This is a genomic window from Corallococcus sp. CA041A, from assembly GCF_003612075.1.
Classification (GTDB): domain Bacteria; phylum Myxococcota; class Myxococcia; order Myxococcales; family Myxococcaceae; genus Corallococcus; species Corallococcus exiguus.
In genome coordinates, this window is record NZ_RAWF01000285.1 from 1 (window position 1) to 12,393 (window position 12,393).

Consider the following 12,393-nt stretch of genomic DNA (forward strand, 5'->3'; position numbering starts at 1 on the left):
GGGTAGGGAAACCGGGGCCTCCCGAGGGCGGGGAGGGGCGAGACGGCCTCCAGGAGACCAGGCGGGCGTCCCCAGGAAGCGGGTGCCCCCGGGCGGGCAGGCTGGGTATAAGGCCCGTCCAATGGCCGTCCGCTTCGAACTCCTGAATACCGACCCCACCGGCGCCCGCACGGGCATCCTCCACACCCGCAAGGGGTCCTTCCCCACGCCGATGTTCATGCCGGTGGCCACCCACGCCGGCTTCCGCCACCTCGCCATGGAAGAGGTGAAGGAGACGGGGGCCAAGGTCCTCCTCGCCAACACCTACCACCTGATGCTCCGGCCCGGCCCGGAGGTGTTCGAGCGCTTCGGCGGCATCCACCCCTTCATGGGCTGGGACGGCGCCGTGCTGACAGACTCGGGCGGGTTTCAAATCTTCTCCCTGCCGGAGGACCGGCTCATCACGGAGAAGGGCGCGCACTTCCGCAGCTTCTACGACAACAGCCGCCGGCTCCTCAGCCCCGAGTCCAGCATCGCCATGCAGCAGGCGATCAACTCGGAGATCATGATGGTGCTGGACGTGTGCATCGACTCGCGCACGGACGAGGCCGGCACCCGCGAGGCCATGGAGCGCACCCACCGCTGGGCCGTGCGCAGCCTCGCCGCGAAGGAGTCGAAGCCCACGGGCCAGGCGCTGTTCGGCATCGTCCAGGGCGGCGTCCACCCGGCCTTGCGCGATGAGAGCGCCGCGTTCCTCACCCAGCTGCCCTTCGACGGGTTCGCCATCGGCGGTCTGGCCGTGGGCGAGACGAAGGTGGAGCGCGACACGATGACCGAGCGCGCCACCGCGTCCCTGCCGCAGGACAAGCCTCGCTACCTGATGGGCGTGGGCACGCCCACGGACCTGCTGGAGGCGGTGCTGCGCGGCGTGGACATGTTCGACTGCATCATCCCCACGAAGATGGCGCAGCAGGGCTACGCGTACACGTTCCAGGGGCTGGTGCGCATCACCCGCACCGTGTACCAGTTGGATGACGGGCCGCTCGACCCCGAGTGCGACTGCTACGTGTGCAAGCGCTACACGCGCGGCTACCTGCAGCACCTGATGCGCGGCAAGCACCACCTGGGCTCGCGCTTCCTGTCCGTGCACAACGTGCGGCACTACCAGCGGCTGATGGAGCGCGTGCGCGAGGGCATCCTGCGCAACGGCTACGCGCAGACGTACCGCGAATTGAAGGCCGCCATCGCCACGCCCAAGGACCTCAAGGACGAGGCCCTGGCCAGCGCCGCGACGTTGAAGGACGTGGGCTGAAGTCCGGGCGGGTGGCCCTCCGCCCGCCCTCCGGCCGGGTTGTGATGGGCCGCACGCGGGCGGCGGTGCGGCGGGACGTGGCGGGTTAGCCTGCGGTGCTACCTGCCGCATGGACCCGCGCGTCGCCACCCTCCTGAGTCACGTCCGATCGAGCGCGGAGAACCGGCCCGGCGTGTACCGGTTCTTCGGTCCCGCCGGGGAGCTGCTCTACGTGGGCAAGTCCGTGCGGGTGCGCACGCGGCTCCTGTCGTACTTCCGCGCGGACGAGGGCGAGAAGGCCTGGGAGATCGTCGCCCAGGCGCACCAGGTGGAGTGGGAGTACACGGCCAGCGAGTTCGCGGCGCTGCTCCATGAGTTCCGGCTGATCAAGAGCCACCGGCCCCTCTACAACGTGGAGCACAAGCGCGACCGCGCGCACTGCTTCCTCCAGCTCACGCGCGAGGCCGTGCCCCGGCTGCGCGTGGTGGGCCAACCCGGTGGCGGTGGGCGTGCGGAGTACTTCGGGCCCTTCCACGGCCGGCACACCATGGCGGACGTGGTGCGCGCGGTGAACGACCTGCTGGAGCTGCGCGACTGCCCGTCCGAGACGCCCATGCGGCTGGCGGATCAGATCCAGCTCTTCCCCCTGAAGGACGACCCGCGATGCATGCGCGGGCAGACGGCGCGGTGCCTGTCGCCGTGCGCGGGCGGGTGCACGACGGCGGAGTACCTGGCGCAGGTCGCGCTGGCTCGGGCGTTCCTCAACGGCGAGTCGGACCGGCCGCTGGTCATCCTGCGCGAGCGCATGGCGATGGCGGCGCGGCGGCTCCAGTTCGAATACGCGGCGGAGCTGAGGGATCGCGCGGAGCGGCTGGAGAAGGTGCAGGCGTGGATCGTCGAGCTGGGGCGCACGCTGCGGCGACTGTCGCTGGTCTACACGGTGCGCGGGCACGGCGGGGAGGACCGCACGTATGTGCTGCGGCGGGGGCGGATCCGCGCGGAGGTGCCCGCGCCCCGGACGACGGAGGAGCAGGCGGCGCTGGCCGCACGCGTGCGGGACATCTTCGACGTGCCGGAGCCGGAGGCGATTGGCCTCCGCGCTCAGGAGGCCCAGGAGGTGATGCTCGTCGCGAAGTGGTTCCGCCTGCACCCGGCGGAGCTGGATGCGACGGTGCCTGCCCACGCGCGGGCCGGGAGCGACGAGCCCTTCGAGGAGGCCGCGGAGGCCCGGGCCGCGCTCGCTCGCACGCTGGAGCGCACCGTGGAGGGACCGGACGAACCGGAGCCCGACGTCGCCTCCGAGCCGGTGGGGTGATGACGCCGGACATCACCCCGCGCACGGCTGTCATCAGCGGTGCGGGCCTTCGCTGACGAGGACAGGCCCACGGGCCTTGGAAACACAGGGGTTTGGCGTTCACCCCAGGAAGCACGAGCGCTGGCACACGCCATGCTCATGGGACAGGCATCCCCGCTGTTTCCACGAGGCCCTGTCCCATGGCGATCTCCTCTCTCTCTCGTCCGTCCTCCAGCCCGTGCGCGAAGGTGTCCCCCGAAGCCGCGCAGGCCCCGAGGAATGTCGTGGTGAAGGTCGTCAACGCCGACGGCTCTCCCGTGAAGACGGTGGACTCCGCGAAGCAGCCCCAGGAGTTCGCCAAGCTGCTGAAGGAGCTGGGTCTGACGAAGGAGTCCCTGCTGAAGGGCGAGGGCGCGAAGGCCCAGGGCCCGAAGCCCACTGGCTCGCAGAGCTTCCAGCAGAACTGGCAGCGAGACAGCTTCGAGCCTTCCAAGGCCCAGGCCCAGAAGCCCCAGCCTGCTCCGGCCCCGACTCCCGCTCCTGCACAGGCGCAGGGTGCGAAGGGCCCGTCCTCCGGCAAGAGCGCGGATCAGGTGGCCCAGGACATCGCGAAGGAGGCCACGTCCTGGAAGTACGACTACTCGGGCGGCAAGACGTGGGATGCCGCCATGAAGAACTCCAGCAACTTCGACGCGTCCAAGTCCGGCGTCTGCGTGGACATGGCCATCGAGGCCGAGCAGCGCTTCGAGCAGGCCGGCGTGGACGCGCGCGTCGTCTTCGGCGATACGGACCGGGGCGCCCACGCGTGGGTGGAGTTCAAGGACGACAAGGGCCAGTTCCAGGCCTTCGACCCCACCGCCGCGGCCTGCACCAAGAAGGCCGACGACGCCATCACCCCGTATGACAGCGGCGCCTACCAGTACCAGGGCGTCACCGAGACCCACCAGGCCGTGGGCTGAAGTCCTCCGCCTCGGTTCGTGTCTTGCTCGATTCCGGGCCGCAATGACAGTCCGGGCTACCGGAGGTTCCGGATGACGCGACAGGGATTGCCGGCGGCGAAGACGTACGGAGGAATGTCCCGCGTCACCACGCTGCCCGCGCCAATCGTGGTTCCCTCGCCGATGGTGACGCCCGGGCAGATGATGGAGCCGCCGCCAATCCACACCTTCGAACCGATGGTGACGGCGCGGCCCAGCTCCGGGCCCTTGATGCGCTCATCCGGGTCCAGCGGATGCGTGGCCGCGTACACCTGCACGCCCGGGCCGAAGGACACGTCGTCGCCAATCGTCACCGTGTTGCAGTCCAGGATGACGCACTGGAAGTTCATGAAGACGCGCTCGCCCAGCCGGATGTGCTCGCCGTAGTCGCAGAGGAACGGCGGTTCGATCCACGTTCCGGCGCCCACCTTGCCCAGCAACTCGGCGAGCAGGCTTTCACGCAGCGGCAGCTCGTCCTCGGTGGACTGGTTGTAGGCGCGCAGGAGCTTGCGGGCGCGGCCCCGCTCGGCGGTCAGCTGCGGGTCCACGGCGACGTACAACTCGCCCGCGAGCATCTTCTCTTTCTCGGTTCGTGCCATGCCCTGAAGAGTAGACCCCCGTTCCCCGGGATGGTGAACAGCCCGCCTCCCGGCTTCGCGGCCACGGGTGACACCGGCCAGTGCGGCCAGCGAGGATGCCGCCCATGAGGATTGAGCGGGTCGAGGAGACGCTGGAGCGCATCCGTCGCGAGGTGGAGCGGACGCCGGATGGCGTGCTGGCCTTCGATGGGGATGGCACGCTGTGGAGCGGGGACGTGGGGGACGACCTGTTCCTGGCCCTGCTGGAGCACGGCGGCGTGCGCCCCGAGGCCCGCGTGGCGCTGGAGCAGTTGGGTGCCCGCCATGGCGTGGAGTCGCATCCGGACGCGGTGACGCTGGCGCATGCGCTGTTCAAGGCGTTCGAGGCCGGGCGGCTGCCGGAGAAGGACACCTACGAGATGATGGCGTGGATCTTCGCCGGCTGGCACGCGGAGGAGATGCGCGGCTTCGCGCTCGACGTGGTGGCCCGGCGGGGCGTGGCCGGCCGCGTCCATCCAGAAGCCCGCCGCGTGGTGGAGTGGGCGCGGGGGCAGGGCGTGGACTGCTACGTGGTCAGCGCATCGCCGCGCGCGGTGGTGGAGGCCGCGGTGCGCGAGGTGGGCATCACGCCTGACTTCGTGGTGGCGTGCACGCCGAAGGAGGAGGGCGGACGGCTGCTGACGTCCGTCTTCGAGCCCGTGCCCTACGGCCCTGGCAAGGTGAACAGCCTGCGGCTGCGGACGAACCGGCCGCTCTACGCAGCCTTCGGCGACAACGTGTTCGACCTGGAGCTGCTCGCGGCCTCCCGCGTCCCGGTGGCCATCCGGCCCAAGGCGCGGCTGCGCGACCGCGCGGCGGAGCTGCCCGCGCTGGTGCAGCTGCACCCCGAAGAGGCCTGACGCAAAACGGGCGTGGAGGAGGCCTCCACGCCCGTCTTACTGAAACATCCATGCGCCGCTTCGTGGGTGAACACGAAGCGGCGTCAGGTTGACGCGGTCAGCTCCCCGTGACGGGGACGAACTCCACGCGGCGGTTCGCGCTGCGGCCTTCCGGCGTCTCGTTGGACACGCGCGGACGGTCGGGGCCGAAGCCCTTCGCCTCCAGCCGCGAGCCCGCGATGCCCTTCTGGATGAGGTACGCGCGCACACGGTTCGCGCGCTGCTGGCTCAGCGTGCGGTTGGCCTCTTCCGGACCGCTGTTGTCCGTGTGGCCTTCAATCCGGACGTTCAGCTTCGGGTTCGCCTTCAGGTAGGCCGCGATGTCATCCAGCTGCCGCTGCTCGTTCTCCTGGAACTCCGACTGGTTCACCGGGAACTGGACGATGTGCTCCAGCGGCGACGTCGTCTCCGCGGGCTTCTCCTCGGGCTGGGGCTTGGGCTCCTCGGGCTTGGGCTGTTCCTTCGCGGGGCAGCCACGCTCGGACGCGGGACCGGCCTCGTTCGGGCAGGCGTCGTCCTTGTCCGGCACGCCGTCGCCATCCGTGTCCTTCACGGGGCAGCCACGCTCGGACGCGGGACCGGCCTGGTTCGGGCAGGCATCGTCCTTGTCCGGCACGCCGTCGCCATCCGTGTCCTTCACCGGGCAGCCGCGCTCGGACGAGGGACCGGCCTCGTTCGGGCATTGGTCCTCGCGGTCCACCACGCCGTCGCCGTCCGAGTCCTTGTCCGGGCATCCGTTGTTCTCTGCGGAGCCGGCCTCCAGCGGGCAGCGGTCGTCCTTGTTCGCCACGCCGTCGCCGTCGTCGTCCTCGTTCGGGCACTGCTCCGGCGTGTGGCTGCGGCCGGTGCGGCACCGGTCCACGGGCTCGGGCTCGTTCGCGTACGCGATGCCCGCGGCCAGCCGGAACGACGGCGTGCCCGGGATGTCCGTGAAGCCGTGCCCGCCAATCGCGAACGCCTCGAAGCCCGCGCCCACCGGCAGCCGCACGCCGCCCAACAACTCCAGCGCCAGGTCCGACTCCACGAGCGACTCGGCGGCCTGGAGCGCGATTTCGGCGCGCAGCCCCTTGCCGCGCGTGGCCACCACCACGCCCTGCTCCAGCTCCGTGCCCACGTCGCGGCCCGGCTCCACTTCACGCGAGCGGATCCGGATGCCCGCGTTGGCGCCCAGCACCACGGGGCCCACCTCGCGGCTGATGGACACGCGGGGCGCGAACTGGAACCCGGCCCAGCCCGCCTGACGGCCGAACGCGTCCGCCGTGCCTCCCGGAATCCCGATGTCCAGGCCCAGGCCCAGGAACACCGGCGCGCCTTCCTCTCGCCGCAGCAGCTCGTAGCGCACGCCCAGCTCCGGCGTGCCCAGGCCGAACGAGTCCGGCTCGCTCACGCCCACCAGCTGCTCCGCGCCGTGACCGCCCTGCGCGATGATGACGGGCAGCTTCGCGGAGAACTCCAACCGGTCCACCGGCGACCACGCGCCGGCCAGCCAGCCCGCGGTGCGGTAGTGGAGGATGGAGCGCTCCAGCCCGTCACTGCCCTGGAGCAGGAGGATGCCGCGCTCGTAGTTGACCATGAGGAGCAGGCGGTAGCCGCCCTCGGGGAGCACGCGGCCGGTGTCCACCAGCATCGAGTCCGTCGCCGCCGGCGTGAAGCGCAGGCGCTCCAGGTCCAGCGGGACGAGCGGGCTCGTGGTGGTCTGCCCGAACGCGGCGGGGGTGACGGCGGTGGCCAGCAGCGCGGCCAGCGCCCAGCTCTGAGCCTTCGTACGCAAGGGGAGGTCCATTCGAGAAAAGAGGGAGCGCATGTCTCAGTTCCCCCGGGCCGGGTTCTGACGGCGACGCGACGAGCCCCAGGCCGCCAGGGCGGCGAGGAGCGCCAGCGCGGACGTGGTGCCACCGGTGCTGTTACAGCCACCGCCAGCGATCTCCACGACCTGCGCCTGGACCCGGACCTGGAACGTGCACTGCGCGGTGTTGCCCGCCGCATCCGTGGCGGTGACGGTGACCTGCGTGGCTCCCGCCGGGAACTCACTGCCCGACGCGGGCGAGGACGTCACGGTCGGATTGGCTGTCACCGCGTCCGTGGCCGTGGGCGTGAACGTCACCTGCGTGTTCGGCGCCACGGTGATGTCCGCGGGGCAGGTGAGGGTGGGCGCCGTGGTGTCCTGCACCGTCACCTGGAACGTACAGGTGAGGCCGGTGGAGGTCGCGGTGACCGTCGTGGTGCCAATCGGGAACAGCGAGCCCGACGGCTGCGAGTAGCTCACCGGGAGCCCTCCCGCCGGCTCCAGCACGGCGGGGTCGTAGGTCACGAGCGCGCCGTCTGGATCCGTCGCCTCCACGGTGAGGTTCGCGGGGCAGGTGAGGGTGGGGGGCACCGCGTCGTCCGTCACGTTGAGGGTCACGGTCGCGATGTTGCTGTCGTCGGCGCAGTCACGGACCCGGTAGGTGAAGCTGTCGGTGCCCACGAAGCCGGGGTTGGGGGTGTACTCGAGCGTCCCCTGCGCGCTGGTGCCCAGCGTGCCGTGCTGCGGCTGGGTGACCGCGGTCCAGCTCAACACCTGGCCGGGGTCCGGATCCGTGCCGCTCAGGGCGATCGCCGTGACCGTGTCCTTCGGAACGACGACCGTCTGGTCCGCCGCCGTCGGAGGACGGTTGGCGACGACGGTCACCATCCGCCCGCCGGAGATGGCGTTGGCGAAGACAGTCAGCCCGTAGGTGCCCACCGGCACGTCCGCGGGGACGGTCACCGTCGCGCGCGTGGCCGAGGTGTTGCTGGAGGGAAGCGTCCAGAGACGCCCGCCTTCCGCGGCGCGGAGCCGCACCAGGGGGAAGTCGGTGGGGGAGTCCGAGTAGCTGCCGCTGCTGCCTCCGGAGATGCCCCGGAACAGCATGCCCTCCAGGACGGTGGGGCAGGCCGCGACGAGGGCCACCGGATTCGTCACCGTGGGCCGCCACGCGGGCTGGGCGCCGTTCTCGTTGAACAGCTCCGCGTCGGGCGCACCCACGCCTCCCACGAGGAGGGCCTCGCCTGAAGGCAGGGCGGTGGAGATCAGCCCTCCGCGTGTGGTGGGGTCCGCGACGGTCGTGAAGATGCGCAGCTGGGGATCGAAGATCTCCGCGGTGTCGACGTACGCGCCCAGGTCGGTCAGGCCGCCCGCGATCAGGACCTTGCCGGAGGGCAGCAATGTGGCGGTGTGGTGATAGCGCGACTGCGAGAGCGAGCCCACCGGAGTCCAGGTGTTCGTGGCGGGGTCGTACAGCTCCGCGGACGTGAGGTACGTGAGGCCCACGAGTCCTCCCGCCGCCAGCACCTGGCCCGAGGGCAGCAGCGTCAGCGTCAGCTCGTCCCGGATACCATTGAGGCTCGCCGCGGGGGCCCAGGTGTTCGTGACGGGGTCGTACAGCTCCGCCGAAGCCGTCTCCACGCCGGTGTTGTCATGGCCGCCAGCGACGAGCACCCTGCCGTCGTGGAGCAGCACCGCGCCATGGCTTGCACGCGCGACAGTGGGAGGCGCCGCCGCGCTCCAGGTGTTGGCGTCGGGCGAGTAGATCTCCGCGGAGGCGAGCACCGCGGCGTTGCGCTGGCCACCGGACACGAACACCCGGCCATCCGGAAGGAGCGTGGCGGAGTGGAGGTGCCTCGTGCCGAGGAGGTCGGCGGTGGGCAGCCAGGTTCCGGTGGTGGAGTCGTAGCGTTGGGCGGAGGCCGTCGAGACGCCCGCGTTGCGGCCACCGGCGACCAGCACCTGGCCGGAGCGCAGGACGGTCGCGGTCGCGCGCTCGCGGGGCACGGCGAGCGCGGGCGCGGCGCTCCAGCTGTTGCTCGCGCGGTCATACACCTCCACCGCCGCCGAGGAGCTGACGCCACGGCCTCCCGCGACGAGCACCTGGCCACCAGGCAGCAGCGCCACCATGGGATCCGTCCGGGGCGTGCCCATGGCGCCGGCCGGGGACCACTGGCTCGCGGCGGGGTCGTAGACCTCCGTCTGCGCGAAGAACGTCAGGCCGGGGAGCTGGGCGAACCCGCCCGTGACGAACACCTTGCCCGAGGGCAGCAGCGTCGCGGTGTGGTTTTCGCGGGCGGTGTTCATCGTGCCCGCGGCGGTCCAGGTGCCGGTGGCGGGGTCGTAGATCTCCGATTCGATCTGCGCCGCCCTGGACGTGTTGGAACCGCCGGTGACGAGGACGCGGCCATTGGGCAGCAACGTGGCCATGTGGCTGGCGCGCGGGAACGCGAGGTTGCCGGTCGCGGTCCAGGTGTTGGCGGCCGGGTCGTAGAGCTCCGACTGGGCCGTGACACCGCTCGCGGTGAAGCCACCCGCGACGAGCACGCGGCCGTCGGGAAGCAGGGTGCTGGTGGAGTAGTGGCGGGCCACCAGCGGGGGCGCGGCGGCGGACCAGGTGCCGCTGGCCGGATCGTAGAGGTCGGCGCCGGGCACCTCTCCGCTGCCGCTGAAGCCGCTCACCGCGAACACCCGCCCGTCACGCAGCCGCGTCGACATGTGCGCGCCGCGGCCCGCGGTCATGGCGCCCGTGGCGGTGAAGGTGTTGGTCGCGGGGTCGTAGAGCTCCGCGGTCGTGAGCCGGACGCCGCCACCGCCGGTGCCGCCCGCGATGAGGACCTGTCCCGTGGCCAGCAGCGTGGCCGTGGGGAGCGCGCGGGTCGTGGACATGTTGCCCGTGGCGGCCCAGGTGTTGGCGATGGGATCATAGAGGCGTCCCCCCTGCGAGCCATCCGTCAGCACCAGCACCCGGCCCGTGGGCAGGAGCACGGCCAGGGTGACGTTGCCCGTGAGGCTGGAGGGGCCCGCGGAGGCCCAGGTGCTGGTGGCGGGATCGTAGGTCTCCGCCGTGCCCACGAAGCCGGACGAGTTGACGCCGTTGACGACGAGCAGCTTCCCGTTGGGGAGCAGGACGGCCGCGTGTTGCCCGCGTGCCGTCGCCATGGACGGGGTGGCGTACCAGGCCGGTGCCGTCGCGAGACGGGCGTGCGTGGTGCGGATGCCCTCGGATGCCGCCGGGCGCTCGTTCCCGCCGCAGGAAAGAAGGCCCAGGCTCGCGGCGAACAACAGGAGCCTGCTCCAGACAGCGCGTTGTGACCGCATCGATGAAACCCCGATCCGCGAGGGCTGGCGCGACCACGACCGTCGGCCTGCCGCTCGACGTGAACACTCCGGGTTGCGGATTATCAGTGCGCCGGGTGCTGGGGCAATGCGTGAAAAAATCCGGCGCGGTCATCCGCCGCGTGGGTCGTAGATTTTCTTGGGAGGGGCCTCCAGGAAGCGGCGCCACCAGAGACGGGCCTCCTCGTCGGTGTAGCCGTCCCAGGTGTTGACGTGGGGGAAGGGCAGGAGCCAGGGCTCCAGGAACCGGGCCAGTTCGCGATACGCCGGCAGTGTCTCACCCAGTTTCGTGTCCCCCGCGAGCGGCTCGGGGCCCAAGCTGATCAGGGCACGGCCTCCGGTGAGCTCCTGGACGGTGGTCTCCGGATGGCTCAGGTGCGAGCGAAGTGCCTGGATACCGCCAACGGTTTCGAGCAGGGGAGGGCCCAGGAAGTTCAGCCAGTGCACGTCGTCGATCCACGGTCCCAAGCCCCACGTCAGCGGAGGTGGAACGTGCCAGCCGGGATGCCTGGACAGCTGCTCCTTGAGAAGGGGAAGGAGCTTCGACCTCCCGCGCGTGAATGAGAGCGACAGCCCGGCATGGCCCGTGGAGAACGGAAGAAGCTCCGCCAGGGACCGTGCCAGTGCAAAGGCCTTCTCGGGCCCCTGAGTCTCCAGGAAGCTTATCGGGAGCTTCACGCTCAGAACGCTGTGCTCGGAAGTGGGTTCTCTCCATGGGAGCCGAGACTCGAAACTGAATTCGTAGCCATCTGGCTCCGAATGACCTCCCTTGAGGATGACCCATGTGTCGAAACCCCTCTTGGTCAATCTTCGGAACCAGTAGGAGTCTTGATCCATGTCGTCCAGGTATTCGAATCGAGGCTTGGTGAGGTGGCGTTGAGCTTCCTCCCAAAACTCGGACTCAAGCGGGAAGGCATCCTCAATGACGTCGGAATCCTCTCCGAAGGTCAGTGCTCCGCCACCGGCAGCAATGAATCCGAGATAGGTGTCGAGGACCCGTCGCAGGACTGGGGCCAGCACTCCGTGGTCATGGGGCAGGTAGAACACGATGCGCAGGACCAGTTGGACCCGGGGGAGCGTCGGGGCGAAGTGTTGCAGGAACGGATACTTACTCACGCACGACTCCAAACTGGGGCGTGATGATCGCGGGCTTGCACTTTCCTCTCAACTCCGCGTAGCGGGACATTTGTTCACGGGTTCCGTCGTTGGAGAGGGGGTCGCCCTTGCTTTTCAGCGTGCACGGGAACTTGAGGTCGAAAATGCATTGGATCTGGAGCGGCTGGCCAGTGGCATGAAGGACGATGTCGGGCTTCTTCGAGCCCTTCCATATGTTCGTCATTGTGGGGCCACCTGACGTAGGGGAGGTCCCGTAGCGAGGCTCGATTGAGACATTGTCGGGAAAGAGTCGGCGGACCTCTCGCTGAACGCATGCGAAGGCGACGTCATGCTTCATCGTCCCAAGCTCGGCCTGCCGTCGGATGGGAACGCCGTTCTTGTCGTAGCCCACCACGCGCAAGCACTCCTTGTCGTTCGGGTATTTCCCCTGGCCGTACTCACGTTCGTTGACGATGAAGTCCGCTTCCTTCGCGCACTCCACCAACAGGTGCTCGATGCGGGCCACGTCCGCAGCCTCCAGGAGCTTCATCGTGGCTCCCGCAGTGGCCGCTGCCCTCACGGCCTTGTCCATCCAAGGCAGGAACGCTTCATCCCCCGGCTGCGTGTAACAGGTGGGATTGCGCAGACATGCACTGGTCGCGGAGTCCGTGGTCTGCGCGTACTGCCTTGGACCCGAAGCGCACGACAGACAGAGCAGGGCCACCAGCCCACCCAGGAGGCGCAACTCAATCATCGTCTTCACCCACGTCGTGCGCCGCCGCGTTGAACAGGCCGAAGCCCCCGGCCTCTTCACTGGAGATATCCGCCCGGCGCAGGGCAGGGGAGTCCTGCGTCTGTCCCACCGCCATCCACCGGGGCGCGGCCAGCAGCACGCCATCCTTCGGTAGCTCCGGCAGCAGGTGCTCCAAATCCCCGAGGATGAACTCCGCGTGCCCCACATCCTCCGGCTCAGGCAGCCCCACCGGCGGATGCCACGGCCCTCCGTCCAGGTGCCCGAAGGGGAAGCTCCCCGTGCCGCTCGCGCCCCCGTACCCCCCTTCCAGGGTACGGGGGCGCGAGCGGCACGGGGAGCTTCCCCTTCGGGCACCTGGACGG

10 protein-coding genes are annotated in these 12,393 nt (G+C 70.0%); 4 read left to right on the forward strand and 6 right to left on the reverse strand.

The window, feature by feature from the left end; translation table 11 throughout:
* Positions 1-121 precede the first annotated feature (121 nt).
* From tgt to D7V77_RS35005, 3 genes are all read left to right on the forward strand, one after another.
* Positions 122-1,291 (forward strand): tRNA guanosine(34) transglycosylase Tgt, encoded by a 1,170-nt coding sequence (tgt, locus tag D7V77_RS34995; RefSeq protein ID WP_120580612.1) that lies wholly within the window; start codon positions 122-124, stop codon positions 1,289-1,291.
* 109 nt (positions 1,292-1,400) lie between these two features.
* Positions 1,401-2,585 carry a nuclease gene (locus D7V77_RS35000; RefSeq protein ID WP_120580613.1) on the forward strand — a complete coding sequence of 395 codons (1,185 nt, stop codon included), beginning with the start codon at positions 1,401-1,403 and terminating at the stop codon, positions 2,583-2,585.
* A gap of 179 nt (positions 2,586-2,764) precedes the next feature.
* Entirely contained in the window at positions 2,765-3,523 is a 759-nt protein-coding gene (locus D7V77_RS35005; RefSeq protein WP_120580614.1) for a transglutaminase-like domain-containing protein, read from the forward strand.
* A 56-nt stretch (positions 3,524-3,579) separates the two neighbouring features.
* On the opposite strand, the gene D7V77_RS35010 is transcribed toward D7V77_RS35005, so the two are convergent.
* Complete coding sequence (locus D7V77_RS35010) at positions 3,580-4,140, reverse strand: sugar O-acetyltransferase (RefSeq protein ID WP_120580615.1); 561 nt, start codon at positions 4,138-4,140, stop codon at positions 3,580-3,582.
* Positions 4,141-4,244: 104 nt separating this feature from the next.
* On the opposite strand from D7V77_RS35010, the gene D7V77_RS35015 reads away from it, so the two are divergent.
* Complete coding sequence (locus D7V77_RS35015) at positions 4,245-5,018, forward strand: HAD family phosphatase (protein WP_120580616.1); 774 nt, start codon at positions 4,245-4,247, stop codon at positions 5,016-5,018.
* A 97-nt stretch (positions 5,019-5,115) separates the two neighbouring features.
* On the opposite strand, the gene D7V77_RS45145 is transcribed toward D7V77_RS35015, so the two are convergent.
* From D7V77_RS45145 to D7V77_RS45155, 5 genes are all read right to left on the reverse strand, one after another.
* Positions 5,116-6,828 carry an OmpA family protein gene (locus D7V77_RS45145; protein ID WP_233597422.1) on the reverse strand — a complete coding sequence of 571 codons (1,713 nt, stop codon included), beginning with the start codon at positions 6,826-6,828 and terminating at the stop codon, positions 5,116-5,118.
* Between the two features lie 36 nt (positions 6,829-6,864).
* Positions 6,865-10,128, reverse strand: coding sequence for a kelch repeat-containing protein (locus D7V77_RS45150; protein ID WP_233597423.1), 3,264 nt, complete (start codon positions 10,126-10,128; stop codon positions 6,865-6,867).
* 165 nt (positions 10,129-10,293) lie between these two features.
* Entirely contained in the window at positions 10,294-11,298 is a 1,005-nt protein-coding gene (locus D7V77_RS35025; RefSeq protein WP_147452256.1) for a type VI immunity family protein, read from the reverse strand.
* The gene (locus D7V77_RS35030) at positions 11,291-11,869 is read right to left on the reverse strand and encodes a hypothetical protein (protein ID WP_120580618.1); all 579 of its coding nucleotides are present in this window, start codon (positions 11,867-11,869) and stop codon (positions 11,291-11,293) included. Before D7V77_RS35030 ends, D7V77_RS35025 begins: the two co-directional genes overlap by 8 nt.
* A 154-nt stretch (positions 11,870-12,023) precedes the next feature.
* Positions 12,024-12,393: hypothetical protein (locus D7V77_RS45155; RefSeq protein ID WP_233597424.1), on the reverse strand; the 370-nt coding region annotated here is incomplete at its 5' end.